Source organism: Mycobacterium sp. IS-3022 (genome assembly GCF_001500065.1).
In the GTDB taxonomy this organism is placed as follows: Bacteria; Actinomycetota; Actinomycetes; order Mycobacteriales; family Mycobacteriaceae; genus Mycobacterium.
In genome coordinates, this window is record NZ_LQIN01000023.1 from 137728 (window position 1) to 161108 (window position 23381).

24 protein-coding genes are annotated in these 23381 nt (G+C 68.5%); 19 read left to right on the plus strand and 5 right to left on the minus strand.

Annotated features, from left to right (window positions below):
* Nucleotides 1-63 precede the first annotated feature (63 nt).
* From dxr to AU188_RS14985, 7 genes are all read left to right on the plus strand, one after another.
* On the plus strand, nt 64-1224 hold the full coding sequence (gene dxr, locus AU188_RS14955; protein WP_059164477.1) for a 1-deoxy-D-xylulose-5-phosphate reductoisomerase: 1161 nt from the start codon (nt 64-66) through the stop codon (nt 1222-1224).
* A complete protein-coding gene (locus tag AU188_RS14960) occupies nt 1221-2444 on the plus strand; it encodes a M50 family metallopeptidase (RefSeq protein ID WP_059164478.1) in 1224 nt (407 codons plus the stop codon). Before dxr ends, AU188_RS14960 begins: the two co-directional genes overlap by 4 nt.
* Before the next feature lie 7 nt (nt 2445-2451).
* A complete protein-coding gene (gene ispG, locus AU188_RS14965) occupies nt 2452-3621 on the plus strand; it encodes a flavodoxin-dependent (E)-4-hydroxy-3-methylbut-2-enyl-diphosphate synthase (RefSeq protein WP_059164479.1) in 1170 nt (389 codons plus the stop codon).
* Nucleotides 3622-3677: 56 nt separating this feature from the next.
* Entirely contained in the window at nt 3678-4532 is an 855-nt protein-coding gene (locus AU188_RS14970; RefSeq protein ID WP_059164480.1) for a GNAT family N-acetyltransferase, read from the plus strand.
* A 36-nt stretch (nt 4533-4568) separates the two neighbouring features.
* Complete coding sequence (locus AU188_RS14975) at nt 4569-5228, plus strand: GNAT family N-acetyltransferase (RefSeq protein WP_059164481.1); 660 nt, start codon at nt 4569-4571, stop codon at nt 5226-5228.
* A 186-nt stretch (nt 5229-5414) separates the two neighbouring features.
* Entirely contained in the window at nt 5415-7223 is a 1809-nt protein-coding gene (locus tag AU188_RS14980) for a penicillin-binding transpeptidase domain-containing protein (RefSeq protein ID WP_059164482.1), read from the plus strand.
* A 21-nt stretch (nt 7224-7244) separates the two neighbouring features.
* Nucleotides 7245-7820: a DUF1707 SHOCT-like domain-containing protein gene (locus AU188_RS14985; RefSeq protein ID WP_059164483.1), complete on the plus strand. Its 576-nt coding sequence runs from the start codon at nt 7245-7247 to the stop codon at nt 7818-7820.
* Here AU188_RS14985 and AU188_RS14990 read toward each other — a convergent pair.
* Together AU188_RS14990 and AU188_RS14995 are read right to left on the minus strand one after the other, a co-directional pair.
* On the minus strand, nt 7817-8263 hold the full coding sequence (locus AU188_RS14990) for a nuclear transport factor 2 family protein (protein ID WP_059164484.1): 447 nt from the start codon (nt 8261-8263) through the stop codon (nt 7817-7819). The genes AU188_RS14985 and AU188_RS14990 overlap by 4 nt on opposite strands.
* A 9-nt stretch (nt 8264-8272) precedes the next feature.
* Nucleotides 8273-8659: a PaaI family thioesterase gene (locus tag AU188_RS14995; RefSeq protein ID WP_059164485.1), complete on the minus strand. Its 387-nt coding sequence runs from the start codon at nt 8657-8659 to the stop codon at nt 8273-8275.
* An 84-nt stretch (nt 8660-8743) separates the two neighbouring features.
* Here AU188_RS14995 and map point away from each other — a divergent pair, with 84 nt between their 5' ends.
* The 4 genes from map (at nt 8744) to AU188_RS15015 (ending at nt 12441) form a co-directional block, all read left to right on the plus strand.
* Nucleotides 8744-9604, plus strand: a complete 861-nt coding sequence (gene map / locus AU188_RS15000) for a type I methionyl aminopeptidase (protein ID WP_059164486.1) — start codon at nt 8744-8746, stop codon at nt 9602-9604.
* Between the two features lie 19 nt (nt 9605-9623).
* Nucleotides 9624-11156, plus strand: a complete 1533-nt coding sequence (locus AU188_RS15005) for a cobyric acid synthase (RefSeq protein WP_286137517.1) — start codon at nt 9624-9626, stop codon at nt 11154-11156.
* On the plus strand, nt 11153-11815 hold the full coding sequence (locus AU188_RS15010) for a hypothetical protein (protein WP_059164487.1): 663 nt from the start codon (nt 11153-11155) through the stop codon (nt 11813-11815). The genes AU188_RS15005 and AU188_RS15010 overlap by 4 nt, the downstream gene beginning before the upstream one ends.
* A 62-nt stretch (nt 11816-11877) precedes the next feature.
* Nucleotides 11878-12441 carry an alpha/beta fold hydrolase gene (locus AU188_RS15015; RefSeq protein ID WP_059164488.1) on the plus strand — a complete coding sequence of 188 codons (564 nt, stop codon included), beginning with the start codon at nt 11878-11880 and terminating at the stop codon, nt 12439-12441.
* 1 nt (nt 12442) lies between these two features.
* On the opposite strand, the gene ngg is transcribed toward AU188_RS15015, so the two are convergent.
* The 3 genes from ngg to AU188_RS15030 are packed head-to-tail and all read right to left on the minus strand — an operon-like array spanning nt 12443 to nt 16452.
* On the minus strand, nt 12443-14209 hold the full coding sequence (gene ngg, locus AU188_RS15020) for an N-acetylglutaminylglutamine synthetase (protein ID WP_059164752.1): 1767 nt from the start codon (nt 14207-14209) through the stop codon (nt 12443-12445).
* Complete coding sequence (locus tag AU188_RS15025; RefSeq protein ID WP_059164489.1) at nt 14206-16005, minus strand: N-acetylglutaminylglutamine amidotransferase; 1800 nt, start codon at nt 16003-16005, stop codon at nt 14206-14208. Before AU188_RS15025 ends, ngg begins: the two co-directional genes overlap by 4 nt.
* Before the next feature lie 57 nt (nt 16006-16062).
* Nucleotides 16063-16452, minus strand: coding sequence for a DUF6463 family protein (locus tag AU188_RS15030; RefSeq protein WP_059164490.1), 390 nt, complete (start codon nt 16450-16452; stop codon nt 16063-16065).
* A gap of 127 nt (nt 16453-16579) precedes the next feature.
* On the opposite strand from AU188_RS15030, the gene AU188_RS15035 reads away from it, so the two are divergent.
* The 8 genes from AU188_RS15035 to AU188_RS15070 all read left to right on the plus strand — a co-directional run bounded on the left by AU188_RS15035 (nt 16580) and on the right by AU188_RS15070 (nt 23381).
* A complete protein-coding gene (locus AU188_RS15035) occupies nt 16580-17947 on the plus strand; it encodes a glutamine synthetase family protein (RefSeq protein WP_059164491.1) in 1368 nt (455 codons plus the stop codon).
* Nucleotides 17844-18713 carry a gamma-glutamyl-gamma-aminobutyrate hydrolase family protein gene (locus tag AU188_RS15040; protein WP_082686641.1) on the plus strand — a complete coding sequence of 290 codons (870 nt, stop codon included), beginning with the start codon at nt 17844-17846 and terminating at the stop codon, nt 18711-18713. Before AU188_RS15035 ends, AU188_RS15040 begins: the two co-directional genes overlap by 104 nt.
* Nucleotides 18710-20074 carry an aldehyde dehydrogenase family protein gene (locus AU188_RS15045; RefSeq protein ID WP_059164492.1) on the plus strand — a complete coding sequence of 455 codons (1365 nt, stop codon included), beginning with the start codon at nt 18710-18712 and terminating at the stop codon, nt 20072-20074. Before AU188_RS15040 ends, AU188_RS15045 begins: the two co-directional genes overlap by 4 nt.
* On the plus strand, nt 20071-20847 hold the full coding sequence (locus AU188_RS15050) for a 3-oxoacyl-ACP reductase (RefSeq protein ID WP_172799520.1): 777 nt from the start codon (nt 20071-20073) through the stop codon (nt 20845-20847). The genes AU188_RS15045 and AU188_RS15050 overlap by 4 nt, the downstream gene beginning before the upstream one ends.
* 57 nt (nt 20848-20904) lie before the next feature.
* Nucleotides 20905-21234, plus strand: coding sequence for an ArsR/SmtB family transcription factor (locus tag AU188_RS15055; RefSeq protein WP_059164494.1), 330 nt, complete (start codon nt 20905-20907; stop codon nt 21232-21234).
* Between the two features lie 113 nt (nt 21235-21347).
* Nucleotides 21348-22202, plus strand: a complete 855-nt coding sequence (locus AU188_RS15060; RefSeq protein ID WP_059164495.1) for a class I SAM-dependent methyltransferase — start codon at nt 21348-21350, stop codon at nt 22200-22202.
* A 145-nt stretch (nt 22203-22347) separates the two neighbouring features.
* The gene (locus AU188_RS15065; protein WP_059164754.1) at nt 22348-23025 is read left to right on the plus strand and encodes an energy-coupling factor ABC transporter permease; all 678 of its coding nucleotides are present in this window, start codon (nt 22348-22350) and stop codon (nt 23023-23025) included.
* A complete protein-coding gene (locus AU188_RS15070) occupies nt 23022-23381 on the plus strand; it encodes a PDGLE domain-containing protein (RefSeq protein ID WP_059164496.1) in 360 nt (119 codons plus the stop codon). The genes AU188_RS15065 and AU188_RS15070 overlap by 4 nt, the downstream gene beginning before the upstream one ends.

Here is a 23381-nt window from a genome sequence, read left to right on the forward strand (position 1 = left end):
ACATCTGCGGCGCCGGCACTCGCCTGGTGACGTCGCGACGCGCACGGGCGGCACAATGGTCCGGTGAGTGCAAGACGGCGCGTGCTGATCCTCGGCAGCACCGGATCGATCGGAACCCAGGCGCTGGACGTCATCGCCGCCAATCCCGACCGCTTCGAAGTCGTCGGCCTGGCCGCCGGCGGCGGCAACCCGGACCTGCTTGCGCGCCAGCGCGCGGCCACCGGGGTGACCAACATCGCCGTCGCCGACGAAAGCGTGGCCGCGCGTGTGGGCGATGTCACCTATGCCGGGCCGCAGGCCGTCACCCGACTCGTCGAGAACACCGAGGCCGACGTGGTGCTCAACGCGCTCGTCGGCGCACTGGGGCTCGAACCGACGCTCGCCGCGCTGGCGACCGGCGCGCGGCTCGCGCTGGCCAACAAGGAATCCCTGGTCGCCGGTGGACCACTGGTGCTCAAGGCGGCGCATCCGGGCCAGCTCGTGCCCGTCGACTCCGAACACTCCGCGATGGCCCAGTGCCTGCGCGGCGGCACCCCGGACGAAGTCGCCAAGATCGTGCTGACCGCCTCGGGTGGCCCGTTCCGCGGCTGGTCCGCCGACAAGCTGGAATCGGTCACCCCCGAGCAGGCCGGTGCCCATCCCACCTGGTCGATGGGCCCGATGAACACGCTGAACTCGGCGTCGCTGGTCAACAAGGGGCTGGAGCTCATCGAAACCCACCTGCTGTTCGGGGTGCCCTACGACCGCATCGAGGTGGTGGTTCACCCGCAGTCGATCGTGCACTCGATGGTCACCTTCACCGACGGTTCGACGTTGGCACAGGCCAGCCCGCCGGACATGAGGTTGCCCATCGCGCTGGCACTCGGCTGGCCGCAACGGGTCCCCGCAGCCGCGCTGGCCTGTGACTTCTCCACCGCATCGACCTGGGACTTCGAGCCGCTCGACGATGAGGTGTTCCCCGCGGTGAGGCTGGCTCGCGAGGCGGGCGAAGCGGGCGGTTGCCTGACCGCGGTCTACAACGCCGCCAACGAGGAAGCGGCGGCGGCGTTCCTCGACGGGCGCATCCGGTTCCCGGCCATCGTGCGCACCATCGGCGAGGTGCTGCGCGCTGCCGACCAGTGGGCCGCCGAACCGGCTACCGTGGAAGACGTACTTGATGCCCAGCGGTGGGCACGTGACCGCGCTCAGCGCGCGGTCGAGCGGGAGGTAATCACCACCAGATGATGTGGTTCATCGGTGTCGCGCTGTTCGCGCTGGCCATCCTCGTTTCGGTGGCCCTGCACGAATGCGGCCACATGTGGGTGGCGCGGGCCACCGGCATGAAGGTGCGCCGCTACTTCGTCGGCTTCGGCCCGACGCTGTGGTCCACCTGGCGCACGAACAAGCTCGGCGACCGGACCGAATACGGCGTCAAGGCGGTTCCGCTGGGCGGGTTCTGCGACATCGCGGGCATGACCGCGATCGAGGAACTCGCACCCGACGAGCGCGACCGCGCGATGTACAAGCAGAAGACCTGGAAGCGGGCCGCGGTGCTGGCCGCCGGCCCCGGCATGAACTTCGTCATCGGCCTGGTGCTGATCTACGGCATCGCGGTCGTGTGGGGACTGCCCAACCTGCACGCGCCGACCACCGCGATCGTCGGCGAGACGTCATGCGTGAAGGCCGAAGTCAGCAAGGGCCAGCTCGGCGACTGCCTGGCGCCCTCGCCGGCCGCGGCCGCGGGCATCGAGGCCGGCGACACGGTCGTCAAGATCGGCGACACCCCGGTGGCCAACTTCGACGAGCTGGTCGCCGCCGTGCGCAAACTCGACGAGCCCACGCAGTTCACCGTGCAGCGCGATGGCAGCGAGTTCACCACGCTCGTCGACGTCGTCCCGGCCCAGCGCTGGGTCACCGACGGTGACACGTCCGCACCCGAGCCGGTCGGGTCGGTCGGCATCACCGCGGCGCGGTTCGGACCGACGCAGTACAACGCGCTGACGGCAGTGCCGGGCACGTTCGCCTTCACCGGCGACCTCGCCGTGGAGATCGGCAAGTCGCTGGCCAAGCTGCCGACCAAGATGGGTGCGTTGGTGCGCTCCATCGCCGGCGAAGAACGCGACCCCGAGACACCGATCAGCGTGGTCGGCGCCAGCATCATCGGCGGCGACGCCGTCGACCAGGGGCTGTGGGTCGCCTTCTGGTTCTTCCTGGCCCAGTTGAACTTCGTGCTCGGCGCAATCAATCTCGTCCCGCTGCTGCCGTTCGACGGTGGCCACATCGCGATCGCGTTCTACGAAAAAATCCGAAACATGATCCGGTCGGCACGCGGCATGGTGGCCGCGGGTCCGGTCAACTACCTCAAGCTGATGCCCGCCACGTACGTGATCCTCGTCGTGGTGGCCGGCTACATGCTGTTGACCGTGACCGCCGACTTCGTCAATCCGATCAGAATCTTCCAGTAGGAGAGCTATGTCCGTCGGCAGCATTGGGCAACAGATAGGACTGGGTATGCCGGCCCCACCGGCACCCGTCCTGGCCCCTCGACGCAAGACCCGCCAGTTGATGGTCGGCGATGTCGGCATCGGCAGCGACCACCCGATCGCGGTGCAGTCCATGTGCACCACCAAGACCCACGACGTCAACAGCACGCTGCAGCAGATCGCGGAGCTGACCGCGTCCGGTTGCGACATCGTCCGGGTGGCGTGCCCGCGCCAGGAGGACGCCGACGCGCTCCCGGCGATCGCGAAGAAGTCGAAGATCCCGGTGATCGCCGACATCCACTTCCAGCCGAAGTACATCTTCGCCGCGATCGACGCCGGCTGCGCGGCGGTGCGCGTCAATCCCGGCAACATCAAGGAATTCGACGGTCGGGTCGGCGAGGTCGCCAAAGCCGCGGGCGCCGCGGGCATTCCGATTCGCATCGGCGTCAACGCCGGGTCGCTGGACAAGCGATTCATGGAGAAGTACGGCAAGGCCACGCCCGAGGCGCTGGTCGAGTCCGCGCTGTGGGAGGCGTCGCTGTTCGAGGAGCACGGCTTCGGCGACATCAAGATCAGCGTCAAGCACAATGACCCGGTCGTGATGGTGGCCGCCTACGAGCAGTTGGCCGCGCAGTGTGACTATCCGCTGCATCTCGGTGTGACCGAAGCGGGCCCCGCTTTCCAGGGCACCATCAAGTCGGCGGTGGCCTTCGGCGCCCTGCTATCCAAGGGAATCGGCGACACCATCCGCGTCTCGCTGTCCGCGCCGCCCGCCGAAGAGGTGAAGGTGGGCAACCAGATTCTCGAGTCGCTGAACCTGCGTCCGCGGTCGCTGGAGATCGTGTCGTGCCCGTCCTGCGGTCGCGCCCAGGTGGACGTCTACACCCTGGCCAACGAGGTGACCGCCGGTCTCGAGGGCATGGAGGTACCGCTGCGCGTCGCCGTGATGGGGTGCGTGGTCAACGGCCCGGGCGAGGCTCGGGAAGCAGATCTCGGTGTCGCGTCCGGCAACGGCAAGGGCCAGATCTTCGTCAAGGGTGAGGTCATCAAGACCGTGCCCGAGGCGCAGATCGTCGAGACGCTGATCGAAGAGGCGTTGCGAATCGCCGAAGAGCGTGGAACAGATGCCAGCGGTTCACCGGTGGTGACCGTAAGCTGAGTGTGATCCCACACACTGGGTGACTCCACGCCCGGCGTCGGTTAGAAAGAGTTCCCATGTCGGCACCGCCGCTGTTTCGTCACGTCGACGAACGACGGGTCTCCGTGGTGCGCGACGTCGGCGCCGTGATGCGGGTCCTCGACGAGGATCCGGTCGGATCCTGCATGGTCGCCTGCCGAGTGGCCGAACACGGTGTGGAGCCCTCAGCGATCGGCGGCGAACTGTGGACGCGGCGCCGGCCCACCGAATCGCTGTGCTACGCCGGCGCGAACCTGATTCCGTTGCGCGGCACGCCAACCGACCTACATGCATTCGCCGAGAAGGCGATGAGTACCGCGCGGCGCTGCTCGTCGCTGGTCGGGCGCGCCGAGCTGGTGATGCCGATGTGGCATCGCCTGGAGCCGGCCTGGGGCACCGCGCGCGACGTGCGCGAACATCAGCCGTTGATGGCGCTGAGCACACCGCCGCAGTGCGTCGTCGATCCCGCCGTACGCCAGGTCCGTGCCGACGAACTCGACGCATACCTCGTCGCTTCGATCGACATGTTCATCGGCGAGGTCGGCATCGACCCGCGCCTCGGCGACGGCGGCCGCGGTTACCGGCGCCGGGTCGCCGGGCTGATCGCCGCGGGCCGCGCCTGGGCCCGCTTCGAGCGCGGTGAGGTGGTGTTCAAGGCCGAGGTCGGTTCGCAGTCGCCGGCCGTCGGGCAGATTCAGGGTGTGTGGGTGCACCCCGACTGGCGTGGACGCGGTCTGGGCACCGCGGGCACCGCCACCTTGGCGTCGGCCGTGGTGCGGTCCGGTCGCACTGCGAGCCTGTACGTCAACGACTTCAACACCGTCGCCAGAGCCACCTACGACCGCGTCGGCTTCCGACAGGTGGGAACGTTCGCGACGGTTCTGCTCGACTGACGGTTCCTGTCCGCCCGACTGTCCTACGCTCACGTCATGGCTGACGACGACCGCACAATCGCGCGCAGAGAAATCGCCGACACGATGGTCCGGGCCCTCGAGCGGCGACACGAACTCCTCGACGTGATCGTGGATTCCGACGACTACGACGCGGCGATCGAGGCGATCGCGGGCATGCTCGGTGCGTCGCACGTGGCCGCCGAAGCGGTGCTGCGGTTGTCGTTCGACCGGCTGACCAAGGTGTCGCGGCGCCGGATCGCCGCCGAGCTCGAGGACCTCAACAATCAGCTGAGCTTCACCATGGGTGAACCGGCACGCACGGCCGACAGCCTGGTGTTGCGGCCGTTCCTCGCCGCGGCGGACCGGGACATCTTCGCCGCGCGCACCCAGGATGTCCGCGAGTCGGGCGACGGGTCGCGGGCGCCGGCGGGCGACCTCGACGACGAGATCCGCGCCGGGTTGCGGCGCGTCGACGCCGAGGAGGCCGCCTGGCTGGTCGCGGTGCAGGGCACCGAGAAGGTCGGCATGGTGTTCGGCGACCTCGTCGGCGGCGAGGTGAACGTGCGGATCTGGATCCACCCCGACTACCGAAAGCAGGGGTACGGCACCGCGGCGTTGCGCAAGTCGCGATCGGAGATGGCCGCCTATTTCCCGGCGGTGCCGTTGGTGGTCCGGGCGCCGGCCGCGGGCTCCTAGCCGCGGGGACGGTGCCGGTGCCGTTCGGCCGACGGGCTCGTCACACGGCTACCGCTTGGCACACCGATCGACGTTTTGCATGTCACCTCGGACTTTCGCTGCAAGGTGTGGGTGAGTGTGACTGGTGATGCAAATTCCGGTGCGCCTCCCGCGATTGCAGGTCTCAAGTTCGTAACATCTGCCCCAATGGCAACTACAGCATCACGTGTCGCAGCCCTGCTGGCGGTCGGAGGAGTGGTCGTCAGCCTCAACAGCGCCTGCACGCCCAGGCCCGCCGGACCCGAACCGGCCGCCGAGAAGTTCTTCGCCGCGCTGGCCACCGGTGACACCACCGGCGCGGCCGAGCTCAGCGACCGGCCCGCCGAGGCGCGCAAAGCGCTCAACGAGGCGTGGGCGGGGTTGCAGGCCACGCACCTGGACACCCAGATCCTGGGCTCCAAGTACGCCGAGGACACCGGAAGCGTCACGTACCGCTACACCTGGCATCTGCCGAAGGACCGCACCTGGACCTATGACGGGCAGCTGAACATGGTCCGCGACGAGGGCCGGTGGGAGGTGCGGTGGAGCACCACCGGGCTGCACCCGAGGCTCGGCGAGAATCAGACCTTCGCGTTGCGCGCGGACCCGCCGCCGCGGGCGTCGGTGATCGAGCGCGGCGGCACCGAGGTGCTGGTGCCCGGTTACCACTACAGCTACGCGTTGGATGCCGGCGCGGCAGGCGAAGAGCTGATGCCGACCGCGCGCGCCGTCGTCGACGCACTGCGGCCGTTCGACAACGCGCTGGACCCGCAGCGGCTCGCGGAGCAGGCCAGCTCGTCGAAACAGCCGCTGAACCTGATCACGCTGCGCAAGTCCGACCATGACCGGGTGGCCGCCGCGATCGGGACCCGACCCGGTGTGGTGATCACGCCACAAGCCGAAATGCTGCCCACCGACGAAAGTTTCGCGCCCGCGATCGTCAGCGAGGTCAAGAACGCGGTGGTCGACCAACTCAGCGGACACGCGGGTTGGCGGGTGGTCAGCGTCAACCAGAACGGTGTCGACGTCGGCGTGCTCAACGAGGTGCCGGGTGAGCCCGCCCCGTCGATCACTATCACCCTCGACCGCGCGGTTCAGAACGCCGCGCAGAACGCGGTCGACTTCACCGGCAAGAAGGCGATGATCGTGGTGGTCAAACCGTCCACGGGCGAGATCCTCGCGGTGGCGCAGAACGCGTCGGCCGACGCCGAGGGTCTGATCGCCACCAACGGCCTGTATCCGCCGGGATCGACGTTCAAGATGGTGACCGCGGGGGCGGCCATCGAACGCGACATGGCCACTCCCAACACGTTGCTTCCGTGCCCCGGCACGATGGACATCGGCCACCGCACGGTGCCCAACTACGGCGGGTTCGACCTCGGCACCGTGCCGATGTCGCGGGCCTTCGCCAGTTCGTGCAACACCACGTTCGCCGAACTGGCCAGCCGGATGCCGCCGCGCGGTCTGACGAAGGCCGCGGCGAAGTACGGCATCGGCACCGACTACGAGATCGACGGGCTCACGACCGTTACGGGTTCGGTGCCGCCGACCGTCGACCTCGCCGAGCGCACCGAAGACGGCTTCGGGCAGGGCAAAGTGCTGGCCAGCCCGTTCGGCATGGCGATGGCCGCAGCGACCGTCGCGGCCGGGAAAACGCCTGTGCCGCAACTCATTCTGGGCAGGCAGACGGTGGTGCACGATGCGCCGGAGCCGATCAGCCAGAAAATCCTCGACGGGCTGCGGCCGATGATGCGACTGGTGGTGACCAACGGCACCGCCGAGGGTCTGCAGGGTGCGGGTGACGTGCGGGGCAAAACCGGTGAGGCGGAGTTCGCGGGCGGTTCGCACTCCTGGTTCGCCGGCTACCGCGGCGACATGGCGTTCGCCGCGCTGATCGTCGGTGGCGGCTCCTCGGAGTACGCCGTGCGGATGGTCAAAGGCATGCTCGACGGGCTGCCGCCGGACTATCTGGCCTGAGTAACCTGTTTCTACAAGGTCATGACCGGTATCGACAAGCACGACGCGATGCGCGTCTCCGACGCCGACCGCAACGGCACACTGCGGCGGCTGCACAACGCCGTCGCCTTGGGCCTGATCGACATCGAGGAGTTCGAGGAGCGCTCGGCGGCGGTGGCCCGGGCGCGGCTGCACTCCGACCTCGACGCGCTCGTCGGCGACCTGCCCGGACCCGGCGCGATCGTCACCTCGGCGGCCGACCGGGTGGAATTGCGCGGTGTGCTGGGCTCGCTCAAACGGCACGGCGAATGGACCGTGCCCAGCCGGCTCGCCCTGCACAGGCGGATGGGTTCGGTGGATCTGGACCTCACGAGGGCGCGGTTCGCCGGGCCGATGGTCGTCATCGAGCTCGACCTGAAGTTCGGTGGCCTGGAACTGCGGCTACCCGACGGCGCCAGCGCCTCGATCGACGATGTGGAGGTCGCCGTCGGCAGCGCGCACGACCATCGCCGGGACGCGCCGGCCGAGGGCACGCCGCACGTCATCCTGACCGGCAAGGTGGTCTGCGGCTCGGTGGACATCCGAGGGCCGCGCAAATCCTGGTTCAAACGTGGCTAACGCCTGAACAACGCAGCTCCGGTGCGGATCAGCCGTCCCCAACCGGCGGGGCGGCCCGCCAGTTTCACCGCCAGCGGCGCGGAGTCGAAATACGAAACACGTTCGGAGATCAAGCCTTTGGTGAACGTGAACCGGTCGACCGCATCCCAGGCGATCGGCTTGCCGCCGTAGGTTCCGCTCAGCGTGAACTCGATGAACACCTCGTGGCGGCCGTGGCCGACGCGATGCACGTCGGCGTGCAGATCGGGCACCAGGGCGAACAACCGCTGAAACGACTCCCGGCAGGCCCGCTTGCCGCGCAGCCGGCCCATCATCGGCTGCACCAGCACGATGTCGTCGCTCCACAGCGCCTCGTGTTTCGCCATGTCAGGGATGCGCCAGGTATCGGCGAACCGTTCGGCGAACCTGGTGGCGAACTCGTCGTCAACTTCGTCGATCGTCATGGCTCAAAGCTAGCGGGGATCGAGCACCGCGAAGCTCAACGTCGACCGGGCCGCCAGCCGGTCGCGGCCGACATCGGTGACGTCGACGGCGGTGACGATCAGCCGCTTGCCGGCGCGCACGATCGTGGCCTCAGCCCGGGCGGGCCCCACGACGATCGGCGCGACGAAGTGAACGTTGAGGTCCGTGGTCGTCACGCTCTGTTCCGACCGCACGTGGCGGGCGGCCAGCCGGCCGGCGGCGATATCGATCAGCGTTGCGACCAAGCCGCCCTGCAGAGCCCCGCGGATATTCGTCAGGTCGGGCCGGTTGTCCATCTCGATGATCAGCCGCTCGTCGGTCTCCACCACATCGCGCATACCCAGGCGACCGAGCAGATGGCCTGGGGTGACCTCCATGGGCGCCGACTCGCTTAGCATAGCTATACGTTAGCACTGTTCTCCACTACGGAGATTGCCGTTCTCGTGGCTATCCTTGGCGTCATGCCTGTTCGTACCGCCCTTCGCCCCGGCGTGGTCTCACCCACGCTGCCGGTGCCCAGCTCGCTCGCCCGGCCCGAATACGTTGGGAGGTCGACGGCGCGCGAGGGCGACGAGCCCTGGGTGCAGACTCCCGAGGTGATCGAGAAGATGCGGGTGGCCGGCCGGATCGCCGCGGGTGCGCTCGCCGAGGCCGGTAAGGCCGTCGCGCCCGGAGTCACCACCGACGAGTTGGACCGCATCGCCCACGAGTACATGGTCGACCACGGCGCCTACCCGTCGACGCTGGGCTACAAGGGCTACCCGAAGTCCTGCTGCACCTCGCTCAACGAGATCATCTGCCACGGTATCCCGGACTCGACCGTCATCGAGGACGGCGACATCGTCAACATCGACGTGACCGCCTACATCGACGGTGTGCACGGCGACACCAACGCGACGTTCCTCGCCGGCGACGTATCCGAGGAGCACCGCCTGCTCGTCGAGCGCACGCACGAAGCGACGATGCGCGCGATCAAAGCCGTCAAACCGGGCCGCCAGCTGTCGGTGGTCGGCCGGGTCATCGAGGCGTACGCGAACCGGTTCGGCTACAACGTCGTTCGCGACTTCACCGGCCACGGCATCGGCACCACCTTTCACAACGGCCTGGTCGTGCTGCACTACGACCAGCCGGCGGTGCAGACCGTGCTGGAACCGGGCATGACGTTCACCATCGAGCCGATGATCAACCTCGGCGGGCTGGACTACGAGATCTGGGACGACGGTTGGACCGTCGCCACCACGGACAAGAAGTGGACCGCGCAGTTCGAGCACACGTTGGTGGTCACCGACGACGGCGCCGAGATCCTGACCGTCGCCGACTAAGGGCGCCTCGATTGTGAATCTGACGACGCCCAGACGCGGATTTCCGTCGCCATCTTCACAATCGGCGGGCGGCGCGCTGCTGGTCGCCGGCACCACGTCAGACGCCGGCAAGTCGATGGTGGTGGCCGGACTGTGCCGGCTGTTGGCCCGCAAGGGTATTCGCGTCGCGCCGTTCAAGGCGCAGAACATGTCCAACAACTCCGCGGTCACCGTCGACGGCGGCGAGGTCGGCCGCGCGCAGGCGACGCAGGCTCGTGCCGCAGGCCTCGCACCGCACTCGCGCTTCAACCCGATCCTGCTCAAACCGGGCAGCGACCGCACCTCCCAACTGGTCGTGCGCGGCAAGGTCGTCGACACCGTCGGCGCCAGGGACTACTTCAACCACCGCGACCGCCTCGCCGCGGTGGTCGCCGACGAACTCGCGCAGCTGCGCTCCGATTTCGACGTCGTCATCTGCGAGGGCGCCGGATCTCCCGCCGAGATCAATTTGCGCGCAAACGATCTGGCGAACATGGGGCTGGCACGCGCGGCGGACATTCCGGTGATCGTGGTCGGCGACATCGACCGCGGCGGATTGCTCGCCCACCTGTTCGGCACCGTCGCGGTGCTGGACGAGGACGATCAACGGCTGATCGCCGGCTTCGTCGTCAACAAGTTTCGCGGCGACCCGTCGCTGCTGGCGCCCGGACTGGCGCAACTGCAGGAGTTGACCGGGCGACCGACCTACGGTGTCATTCCCTACGCCGACGGGTTGTGGCTCGACACCGAAGACTCCGTCTCGGTGGTGGCGCATCGCGTGGTCGGCGAACCGGCGCCCCCGCGCGGGCGGGAGTGGTTGCGGGTGGGCGCGATCCGGCTGCCTCGCATCTCCAACTCGACCGACGTCGAGGCGCTGGCATGCGAACCCGGCGTGCTGGTGCGCTGGGTCACCGACCCCGCCGATCTCGCCGACGCCGACGTGGTCCTGCTCCCCGGCAGCAAGGCCACCGTCGCCGACCTGGACTGGCTGCGCCGCAGTGGCCTGGCCGAAGCGCTGGACGCACACGTCGCACGCGGCCGGCCCGTGCTCGGCATATGCGGTGGGTTCCAGATGCTCTGCACGCGCATCGACGATCCGGTGGAGTCACGCGCCGGCGTCGTGACGGCGCTGGGACTGCTCGACGCAGACATCGTCTTCGCCGACGCCAAGATCCTGCGGCGCCACCGGGAACCGTTGTCGGGCTACGAGATTCACCATGGCCAGGTCAGCCGCTCGACTGAGGACGAGTGGCTTGGTGTCGGGCTTCGCCGCGGAGCGGTGTACGGCACACACTGGCACGGGCTGCTCGACAACGACGCCGTCCGGCGCGCGTGGCTGGCCGAGGCCGCCGCCGCCGCAGGCCGCACCGGATTCGTCGTCGCCGACGACGTCGACGTCAGCGCTCGCCGCGACGCTCAGCTCGACCTGATGGCCGACCTGCTGACCAGCCATCTCGACATCGACGCGGTTCTTGCCCTGCTGGACGACGGCGCCCCGGCCAGGCCCACGGTCGTGACCGGACTACGGCGATGAGCTGGCGATATGGGACGGCGGTCGTCCTCGCGGCGGTGATGCTGACCGGATGCGCCCATCAGATTGCGGGCACCGCGACGTGGCCGGGCGCCCGGTTGGACCGGACATTGCTCACCGCCGCCGACTTCCCACAAGGGGTGCAATACGACCGCGTCGTCCGCGAGCCGGGGCGGGGCGACGGCGCGGGACCCCCGCCGGCCATGCTGTCGCGTCCCGCGGGCTGCTCGGAGGGGCTCACCCGGGTCATCGCCGAATCGGGCGAACGGGGGCCGGGCAGCGCCGCAGAGTACGTCGTCGGCTACGACGGCACCCGCGTCGTGATGACGGTGTTGACATGGCATCTCGATCTCGACAAGTTGGCGGCCACCGCGGAACGCTGCGCGCAGTTCCAGACGTTCTTCGACCCGTTCTCGCCGGGCATCCCGATGACGACGACCAAGATGGACGGCGCCCGAAGCGACGCGCTCGTCTACGAGCAGACAATGCGCCTGAGCGGCGTCGACAGCCGCGTCTACTTCTCGTTCGAGAACGTCGGGACCATGGCCGTCTACGGCGTTGCGTTTCCGGTGCCGAATCCGACGATTCCGGTCAAAGCCGCGCTGCCGCAGACCTTTCTGGACATCGCGGCCCGGCAGGCCGAGCGTGTGCCCACGGGCTGACAGGAGTGTTCACCTCCGGCGAAACGACCGCGGCGGCCCAGCGGCCGCTGTAGCGTGTCCCAATGCCATCCACCACGGTCACTGTTGAGGGAATCAGCGTGCCCGTCGATGTCGCAGGTCCCGAGAAGGGCTCTGTCGTGGTGGTGCTCGGCGCGGCGCACCAGTCGACCGCCGCCTACGACGCGGTCTGTCAGCGGCTGCACACCGCGTCGCTGCGCACCGTCGTCGTCCCTCCGGATCCGCGGCTGACCGCCAAGTCGGTCGTGGCCATCCTCGACGCGCTCGACGTGAAGTGGGCGCTGCTCGTCGGCGACCGCATCGGTGGGGAACTGGCGTGGGAACTCGCCGCGACCCGGCTCGACCGGTTCATCGGGCTGGTCGTCATCGACCGCGGACATCCGCGCGTCGCCGACGCCGCCGGTGTCATCCGCGACGAGCACTGCCCGCCGGTGGAGATGAACACCACCGCGCTGGTCAGCACGCCCGCCGCCCGCGCGATCGCCCGGGCCAGCCAGCGTTATGTGTACGGCGACTATCGGATGGTCGACCTGCTGGGCAGGCGCAACGCTCACGAATCGACAGCGCAACTGGCCGCAGAGATCGTGATGCGCACCAGCACCTGGTAGCTCAGGTCGCCTCTTCGGGTGTCCAGGCCTGCGGCAGCGCGGGGCTTCCCGGGAACAGAAAATCGACGAAAGCCTTTGCGGTGGGCTGTGGTTCGTGATTGGCCAGCCCCGGTCGCTCGTTGGCCTCGATGAATACGTACTCCGGTTCGGTGACGTCGGGGACCAGCAGGTCGATGCCGGTCACCGGGATGCCGATCGCGTGGGCCGCCTTGACCGCGACGTCGCACAGATGAGGGTCGACCTTCGCCGTCACATCGTGAATGGTGCCGCCCTGGTGCAGGTTCGCGGTCCGGCGCACCCGCAGCCGCTGCCCTTCGGGGAGCACGTCGTCGAAGGTCCAGCCCGCCTCGGTAACCGTCGCCTCGGTGACCGCGTCGATCGGAATGCGGGACTCGCCCCCGGTCGCCGCCGACCGTCGCCGGCTCTGCGCCTCGATGAGCTCGCGGACAGTGTGGTGCCCGGTCCCGACGACCTCCGCCGGCCTGCGCAACGCCGCGGCCACCACCTTGCCGTCGATCACCACCAGGCGCAGGTCGTCACCTTCGGCGCGCTGTTCGATGAGCACGTTGGGGTGTTCCTCGCGTGCGCGGGCCAACGCCGCGTCCAGTTCGTCGGGACCGCTGACCCCGACGGTGATGCCTTTGCCCTGTTCGCCGCGTGTCGGTTTGACCACGACATCGCCGACCTCTTCGAGGAACTCGTGATCCTTCTCGTCGAAGGTGGCCAACCGGCCCTTGGGCACTTTGATGCCGGCCTCGGCCACCAGGCGCCGCGTCAACCGCTTGTCGTCGCAGCGCGCCATCGCCACCGCAGACGTGTACTCGGACAACGATTCCCGGGTCAGGACGCTGCGGCCCCCGTGGGACAGCCGCATCTCGCCGGCCCCCGCGTCGAGCACCTCCACCCAGATGCCGCGGCGCATCGCCTCGTCGGCGATGATCCGCGCATACGGGTTCAGGTCGTCGATCGTCTCGGGGGGATGGGTGAACAGTGGTTCGTTGATGGCGTTCTTGCGCTTGACGGCCATGACCGGAACCCGCTCGAACCCGAGTTTCTCGTACAGCGAGATCGCTGCCACGTTGTCGTGGCTCACCGACAGGTCCATGTACGCCCGGCCCCGGTCGCGGTAGATCGTGGACAGCGCGCGGGTGAGCGACGCGCCGACGCCGGGCAGGCTGGTGGTCGGGTCGACGGCCAAGGTCCACAGGCTCGAGCCGTTCTCGGGGTCGGAGAACAGCCGTTTGTGGTCGACGCCGGTGACGGTGCCCACCACCGCGCCGTCGTCGTCACGCACCGCGACCAGGTAGTCGAGCGCGTCCTGGGTCCGGTGGTTCTGCCACAACACCTCGACCGGCCCGGGCACCATGCCACAGCGCACGTAGACGCGGTTCATCTCGTCGGCGTCCTCGGCGCTCTGCAGCCCCCGCACCGAGAATCCGGTCGGCGCCGGATCCGGTTCGTGGTCTTCGGTGAACCTCAGCCGGTAGGTGTGGCTCGGATCGATGAACAGTTCGGCGGGGGCCATCGACACCAGCACATGGGGTTCGCGGGCGTAGATGCAGATGTCCCGACGGCCCGGGCCTTCGTGGCGCAACACCTCGGCGAGCTTCTGCGGATCGGCGAACGTCTGTCCGAAAATGAGTCGGCCCCAGCCCATTTCGATCACGACATCGTCGGCCATCGCGTCGACGAGGTGCTGCGGCGACGCGTGGTGAAGGCCGAGGGTGATGGCTTCGGTCTGGTCGGTCTCGGGACCGGTCGCCGTCATGCCGCGGGTCCCGTGATCCCGTGCCGCTGCAGCCACAGTTCCAGCAGCGCGAGCTGCCAGAGTTCGTTGCCGCGCAGCGGCGTGAGACGACCGTTCGGGTCGGCGAGCAGGCGGTCGATCGCCGCGGGCCGGAACAGGTCGCGTTCCTTGGCGGCGGGCGCGTAGAGCGCGTCGCGCACCATGTCCAGGTACGGGCCCTCGAGGTGGGTGAGCGCGGGCACCGGGAAGTAGCCCTTCGGCCGGTCGATGACCTCGGCCGGGATGACCTGCCGCGCGGCCTGCTTCAGCACGCCCTTGCCCTCGTGGGCGATCTTCAGCTCGGGCGGACAGGTCGCGGCGAGCTCAACGAGCTCGTGGTCGAGGAACGGAACCCGGCCCTCCAGACCCCAGGCCATGGTCATGTTGTCGACGCGCTTGACCGGGTCATCGACGAGCATCACGGTGGTGTCGAGCCGCAGTGCACGGTCGATGCCGGTCTCGGCGCCCGCCCGCGCGAAGTTCTCGGTGACGAAGCGCAGGCTCGGGTCGTCGGATGTGGTGAACGTGGGCGAGATGAGCGCCTCGTAGCCGGACCGGTCGCGGTCGAAGAACGCGTCGCGGTAGATGCCCACCGACTCGTCGAGCGAGCCCGCGCCGGCCATCGGTGGATACCAGTGGTATCCGGCGAACACCTCGTCGGCGCCCTGGCCGGATTGCACCACCTTGACGTGCTTGGCGACCTCCTGGCTCAGCAGGTAGAACGCGACGCAGTCGTGGCTGACCATCGGCTCGCTCATCGCGCCGATCGCGCCGTCGAGCGCAGGCAGCATCCGCTCGGTGCCGATGCGGATCTGGTGGTGGTCGGTGCCGAAGCGCTCGGCGATGATGTCGGAGTACTTGAACTCGTCGCCCGCCACGCCGCCCACCGATTCGAAGCCGATGGAGAACGTCGCGAGCCCGTGCTGCCCGGCCTCGGCGAGCAGCCCGACGATCAAGCTGGAGTCGACGCCGCCGGATAGCAGGCAGCCGACCGGAACGTCGGCGACCAGGCGTCGGTCGACCGCGACGCGCAGCGCGCCGAGAATGGCGTCCTCCCAGTCGCGTTCGGACCAGTCGGCGCGGTCCGCGCGGCGGGTGAAGTCCGGTTCCCAGTACGTGCGGGTGCTGCGGCTGCCGTCCGGTTCGATCGCCACCAGCGACGCCGGCGGCACCTTGGTCACCCCACGCAAAATCGTGCGCGGCGCGGGCACCACCGAGTGGAACGTCAGGTAGTGGTGCAGGGCGACGGGGTCGATGCGGGTGTCGACGTCGCCGCCGGCCAACAGCGCCGGCAGCGACGACGCGAAGCGGATCCGGGCCGGATTCTCGGTGAAGTACAGCGGTTTGATCCCCAGCCGGTCGCGGCCGAGCAGGACCCGGCCGCTGTCGCGCTCGACGATCGCGAACGCGAACATGCCGTAGAGCCGGTCGACGAACCGGTCGCCCCAATGGTGGTACGCCTTGAGCAGGACCTCGGTGTCGCTGTGGGAGAAGAACCGGTAGCCGTGCTCGCTGAGCTCGCGGCGCAGCTGCTTGTAGTTGTAAATGCAGCCGTTCCAGGCGATTGCCAGCCCGAGGTCGGAGTCGAGCATCGGCTGACCGCCGGCTGCGGACAGATCGATGATCTTCAGGCGACGGTGTCCCAGCGCGACCCGGCCCTGAGACCACACGCCCGCCGAGTCCGGGCCCCTGGGCGCCATCGCCTCCGCCATGGCTGACACAGCTGCGACGTCAGGTACCCGGCCGTCGAGACGCACCTCGCCGGTGGCTCCACACACGCCAAGGACTTTACCCTTGTGGAAGCTGGCGAAACCCGTGACGGGTGTGACTTGGCTCTACCGCCGCTGGTGGCGCCGCAGGGCCATGGCGGCGAGTCCCTCGGCGAGCAACAACCAGAACCCGGAGACCGGCATGACCGCCGCGCCGATCGCGCCCATCGCCGTCATCCCCGGCCCGAGCGCAGGCGCGATCGGTTCGCCGGACGCCCCCGACCTGCGGATGCTCGCGCCCATGGTGATGAAGGCCAAGCCGCCGATCAGGAACCAGAACGCGGTGTGGCGCCGTTCGCCGTCGACGGTGCCCAGCCGGGCGTCAGAAGCCGAATTCAGCAGGCCGTCCCGGGCCATTCCGGCGAGCTGCTTGCGGTAGAGGTAGCCCCCGAGCGCATCGTGCAGCGCGCCGGTGGCGATCACGGCCTCACCGAGCCGCTTCGTTCTGGCTTCCATCACGGGCTGGGTTCCTATCTTTGGGAGCGACAATTGTATGAAGTGTTCGCTGCGAACGCCGGAGCGAACCACCGCCAATGGTTGACTAGCCGTCATCTCTGGTCGTTGAGGAAGGGCCCCGCAGCGGATGAGCGTCACATCGGGCATGTTGTCGCAGGCCGATCTCGAGCGCCTGGTGGCCGCCGGGGACATCGACACGGTGATCGTCGCGTTCTGCGACATGCAGGGCAGACTGACCGGGAAGCGGCTGTCGGGCCGGCTGTTCGTCGAGGAAGTCGCCGAACACGGCGCCGAATGCTGCAATTACCTGCTGGCGGTCGACGTCGACATGAACACGGTCGACGGGTACTCGATGTCGAGCTGGGAGACCGGTTACGGCGACATGGTGATGACGCCCGACTTCTCGACGTTGCGGTGGATTCCGTGGCTGCCCGGAACGGCGATGGTCATGGCCGATCTCGGCTGGCACGACGGCACGCCGGTCCAGCAGGCCCCGCGCAGCATCCTCAAGTGCCAGCTCGATCGGCTCGCCGAACGCGGGCTGGTGCCTTACGTCGGCACCGAACTCGAATTCATGGTGTTCGAGGACGGCTTCCGCGAGGCCTGGGCGAAGGGCTACCGGGGGATGACGGCGGGTTCCGACTACAACGTCGACTACGCGATGTTGGCCTCGACCCGGATGGAGCCGCTGCTGCGCGACATCCGCCTCGGTATGACGGGCGCGGGCATGTACTGCGAAGGCGTCAAGGGCGAATGCAATCTCGGCCAGCAGGAGATCGCGTTCCGCTTCGCCCATGCGATGGTGACCTGTGACAATCACGCGATCTACAAGAACGGCGCCAAGGAGATCGCCGACCAGCACGGCAAGAGCCTGACGTTCATGGCGAAATTCGATGCGCGAGAAGGCAACAGCTGCCACATCCACATCTCGCTGCGCGGCGACGACGACAGCGCGGTGTTCGCCGACGATGCCGATCCGCTGGGCATGTCGCCGATGTTCCGCAGCTTCATTGCCGGGCAGTTGGCCACGCTGCGTGAGCTCACGCTGCTCTACGCGCCGAACATCAACTCCTACAAGCGGTTTGTCGACAGCAGTTTCGCCCCGACCGCAATCGCGTGGGGATTGGACAACCGGACCTGCGCGCTGCGGGTCGTCGGGCACGGTCACGGCATGCGGATGGAGAACCGGGCGCCCGGTGGCGATGTCAACCCCTACCTCGCGGTGTCGGCGCTGATCGCAGGCGGGCTGTACGGCATCGACCGGGAGCTCGAGCTGCCCGAGCCCACCGAGGGCAACGCGTATACCAGTGGCGCCGAGCGGCTTCCGACGACGCTCGCCGAAGCGGCGGCGTTGTTCGCCAAGTCCGAGGTCGCGCGGGCGGCGTTCGGCGATGAGGTCGTCGAGCACTACCTCAACAACGCCCGCGTCGAGCTGGCCGCGTTCAACGCCGCCGTCACGGACTGGGAGAGGATGCGCGGCTTTGAGCGGCTCTAGTTCTCCGGCGAGCCCAGCTCGCGGGAGGAAGGTGCGGCCCGTGCTCGGGTTGACCACCTATCTGCAGCAGGCGCAGACCGGGGTGTGGGATGTCCGGGCGAGCTTCCTGCCGGCGATCTACTCCGAGGGCGTGGAATTGGCGGGGGGCATTTCGATGCTGCTTCCTCCGCAACGGGTCGACGACGACATCGCCGACCGGGTGCTCGACGGCATCGACGGACTCATTCTCACCGGCGGCCGCGACGTCGTGCCCGCGCACTACGGTCGGCAGCCGCACCCCGCCACCGACGCGGACGTCGCCGACAACCGGCGCCGCGACGAGTTCGAGTTCGCGCTGGTCAGGGGTGCGATGCGGCGCGCGATGCCGGTGCTGGGCATCTGCCGCGGAGCCCAGGTGCTCAACGTTGCGCTCGGCGGGACGCTGCACCAGCACCTGCCCGACGTCATCGGCCACAGCCGTCATCAGCAGGGCAATGCGGTGTTCACCACCTCGACGGTGCGCACCCTGCCGGGTAGCCGGCTGGCCGGGCTGATCGGCGAGTCGTCGGACGCGCAGTGCTACCACCACCAGGCGATCGACGAACTCGGCAACGGGTTGGTCATCAGCGCTCGCGACGAGGACGGCGTCATCGAAGCGGTCGAAGTCCCGGATCGCTGGGTGCTGGCGGTGCAGTGGCATCCCGAAGAGCGCCTCGACGACCTGCGGTTGTTCGCCGGGGTCGTCGAGGCCGCGAGCACGTATGCGCAAGAAAGGGTAGAGGCGTGAGCGCGTCCGAGGTCATCAACCCCGCCACCGAGGAGCTGCTGCAAACCGTCGAGCAGACCGACGAAGCCGCGGTCGACGATGCGGTCGCGCGAGCGAAAGCGGCGCAACGGGATTGGGCGCGCCGCGCTCCCGCCGACCGGGCCGGCGCGCTGCGCGCCTTCGCCGCGACGGTGGACGCGCACGTCGACGAGTTGGCAGCGTTGGAAGTCGCGAACTCCGGGCATCCGATCGGCAACGCCGAATGGGAGGCCGGCCACGTCCGCGACGTGCTGCAGTTCTACGCCGCCGCACCGGAACGCCTGTCGGGCAAGCAGATTCCGGTCGCCGGCGGCATCGACGTGACGTTCAACGAGCCGCTCGGGGTGGTCGGCGTCATCACCCCGTGGAACTTCCCGATGACGATTGCGTCGTGGGGATTCGCGCCGGCACTTGCCGCGGGAAACGCGGTGCTGGTCAAACCGGCCGAGTGGACACCGCTCACCACGATCCGGTTGGGGGAGTTGGCCGTCGAGGCGGGCATACCCGCTGACCTGTTGCAGGTGCTGCCCGGCAAGGGTGCGGTGGTCGGCGAGCGGTTCGTCAGCCATCCCGACGTGCGCAAGATCGTGTTCACCGGGTCCACCGAGGTCGGTACCCGGGTGATGGCGGGCGCGGCCAGTCAGGTCAAGCGTGTCACGCTGGAGCTGGGCGGCAAGAGCGCGAACATCGTGTTCGACGACTGCGATCTGGAGCAGGCGGCGGCCACCGCGCCATACGGCGTGTTCGACAACGCCGGCCAGGACTGTTGTGCCCGCAGCCGAATCCTGGTGCAGCGCAGGGTCTACGACCGCTTCATGGAGTTGTTCGAACCCGCGGTCAAGGGCGTCGTCGTCGGCGACCCCAGGGTCAAGGACACCGAGATGGGTCCCCTGGTGTCCAAGGCGCACTGGAACACCGTCGCCTCTTTCGTGCCCGACGACGCGCCCGTCGCCTTCCGCGGGTCGGCGCCGTCGGGCCCGGGATTCTGGTTCCCGCCGACCGTGCTGACGCCGCAACGCACCGACCGCACGGTGCGCGAAGAGATCTTCGGGCCGGTGGTCACCGTGTTGCCGTTCGACGACGACGCCGATGCGATCGCGCTCGCCAACGACACCCCCTACGGGTTGTCCGGGTCGATCTGGACCGACAACCTGTCGCGGGCGCTGCGGGTGTCGCGCGCGATAGAGTCCGGCAACCTGTCGGTCAACTCGCATGCGTCGGTGCGCTACAACACGCCGTTCGGTGGTTTCAAACAGTCCGGCCTCGGCCGCGAACTCGGCCCCGACGCACCGCTGTCGTTCACCGAGACCAAGAACGTCTTCATCGCGGTGCGGGAGGCCTGATGGATCTGACGCGGCGGCTTGCCGGCAAGGTGGCCGTGGTCACCGGCGGCGCCAGCGGGATCGGTTTGGCGGCCGCGCGGCGCATGCGCGCCGAAGGTGCCGCCATCGTCGTCGGCGACGTCGACCCGACAGCCGGCAGGAAGGTGGCCGACGAGCTGGAGGGGACGTTCGTACCGGTGGACGTCTCCGATGCCGCGGCGGTCGACACCCTGTTCGACACCGCCGCCGAGGCCCTCGGCCGCGTCGACATCGCGTTCAACAACGCCGGTATCTCGCCACCGGAGGACGACCTCATCGAAAGCACCGGGCTCGACGCGTGGCAACGGGTGCAGGACGTCAACCTCAAATCGGTGTTCCTGTGCTGCAAGGCCGCCCTGGGCCACATGGTGCCCCGGCAGAAGGGCTCGATCATCAACACCGCATCGTTCGTGGCGGTGATGGGTTCGGCCACCTCGCAGATCTCCTACACCGCGTCCAAGGGCGGCGTGCTCGCGATGTCGCGCGAGCTCGGGGTGCAGTACGCGCGGCAGGGCATCCGGGTCAACGCGCTGTGTCCCGGACCGGTGAACACCCCACTGCTGCAGGAGTTGTTCGCCAAGGACCCCGAACGGGCAGCGAGGCGGTTGGTGCACATCCCGATCGGCCGGTTCGCCGAACCCGACGAGATCGCGGCCGCGGTGGCGTTCCTCGCCAGCGACGACGCGTCGTTCGTCACCGCCTCGACCTTCCTCGTCGACGGCGGCATCAGCGGCCACTACGTCACCCCGCTGTAGGCGGCGCGAAAGATCGCTTCGGCGCTTTCGCCCAGCTTCCTCGATAAACTGCGCACCATGGTCCGGTCCGGTAGCCGAGCGGAAGCCAAGGATGTTACGTCCGCCTTGGCCGACGTCGACACGACCGGCTGGACGGTGCGCTTCGATCTGCTCTCCGACCCGAACCGGCTCGAGATTCTGTTGGTGCTGCACCGCGCGCCGGGCATCTGCGTCGGCGATCTCGCCGCCGCGCTCGGCCGGTCGGAGAACGCCGTGTCCCAAGCCCTGCGAGTACTGCGCCAGCAGGGCTGGGTCTCGTCCACCCGGGTCGGGCGGACGGTCAGCTACCGCCTGCAGGACCAAACCGTGCACGACCTGCTGCACTGGATCGGCGCTCGCCACAACTGATACGGCGACGGCCCGACTGCCGACCGTGACCGGCGACACTTCGTGATGGATCAACGAAGAGAAATTTGGTCAATGCGGTCGTGCCGCTCACCGTCGGCTGGTTGCCTTGGTAGGTGAGTACGGCACAAGGCAAACGCGGCGCGACGGATCAGGATGCCGATCGCGCACTGAAAGCCAAACATCGGGCACTGTGGGCGGCCGGCGACTATCCAGCCGTGGCCGCGGACCTGATCCCCGGGCTGGGGCCTGAACTCGTCCGCGTCTGCGGCGTGCGAGCCGGCGACCGGGTGCTCGACGTCGCGGCCGGTTCGGGAAACGCGGCGATCCCGGCTGCGAAGCTCGGTGCGGTCGTCACCGCAAGCGATCTCACCCCGGAGTTGTTCGACGCCGGCCGCCGCATCGCCGCCCAACGCGGAGTCGACCTGGAGTGGGTGGAAGCCGACGCGGAGGCGTTGCCGTTCGCCGACGACAGTTTCGACGTCGTGATGTCCTGTGTCGGTGCGATGTTCGCGCCCCACCATCAGGACACCGCCGACGAGATGGTCCGCGTCGTCCGACCCGGCGGAACCATCGGGATGATCAACTGGACGCCACAGGGATTCATCGGCAACCTCTTCGCCACACTGAAGCCCTACGCTCCGCCGCCGCCCCCTGGCGCGGACCCGCCGCCGCTGTGGGGCGACGAGGATCATGTCCGGGCGCTGCTGGGGAATCGGGTAGCCGAGGCGAACCTGCGCAGGCAGACCGTGCGCCTGGAGCACTGCGCGACCCCGGCCGAGTTTCGTGAGTACTGGAAGCGCAACTACGGGCCGACCATCGCCGCGTACAAGTTCAACGCCGACGACCCCGAGCGGCTCGAGGCCCTCGACGCCGACTTCCTGGCGTTCCTTCAGAAGTGGAACACCGGCGACGACAGCCGGGCGTTGTGGGAGGCCGAGTACCTGGTGGTGACCGCAGTCAAGCGTTGACGCGACTTCGGTGTAGTTGGTTGCGCTCACCGCGACCGGCGACACCGAAATCACTCCCCAGGCGCCTCCAGCTGAACATCTGTTCAGCTAGACAGGTGTCGACACCAAGTTCTAGGGTTGCGGGGTGGCTTACCAGTACGTCGCCATGCACATGAGCGACGGCATCGTCAACGCGCCGACCTCCGTCGTCTTCGGCCTCATCGCCGTCGTGGCCGTCGGATTCTGCGCGGCCAAGGCGCGAAACGAACTGGACGAACGCACGGTGCCGCTGGCCGGGTTGGTTGCCGCGTTCATCTTCGCGGTGCAGATGGTGAACTTCCCGATCCTGCCGGGGGTCAGCGGGCATTTGCTCGGCGGCGCCCTCGCCGCGATCCTGGTCGGCCCGTACACGGGGGCGTTGTGCATCGCGATCGTGCTGGTGGTGCAGGCGCTGCTGTTCGCCGACGGCGGGGTCACCGCGCTGGGCACCAACATCACCAACATGGCCGTGATCGGGGTGGCCGCCGGATATTCGACGGCTGTGTTGCTCTATGCCGTGGCCCGCAAACGAGGTGACGTCCCGGTGGGTGGGCTCGGCGTCATCGCCTTCATCGCGGCGCTGATCGGAACAATCTGTGCAGCAATGGGATTCGTTCTCGAGTACGCGATCGGCGGCGCGGCGACGACGTCGATGGGCGCCGTCAGCGGATACATGTTCGGCACTCATGCGCTGATCGGGGTCGGGGAGGGGCTGATCACCGCGGTCACGGTGATGGCTGTCGCGCGGTCGCGTCCCGATCTGGTGTATCTGTTGCGCGGGACCCGACAGGAGGTCGCGGCATGAGGGCACGGTGGCGGTTCTGGACGGTGTTCGCCGTCGCCACTCTCCTGATCGCCGGTGTGGTGTCCTACTTCGCGAGTTCCAGCCCCGACGGGCTGGACTCGGCGACGCTGCGCGGCTGCGAAATCGTCGAGACCGCCGACGGCGAGGAGCTGACCGGCGAGTGCATCGCCCAGCACGCCGACGACCACAGCCTCGCGGCGTCGCCGTTGGCCGACTACGCGATCGCCGGGCGCGACGGCACCGGGGGAGTCGCCGGCATCATCGGCGTGCTGGCGACGGTGGTGGTTGCGGGCTCGGTGTTCTGGTTGATCGCCCGCAGCCGCAAGGCGGACGACAGCAGCGGGAGCCGGCGCTAG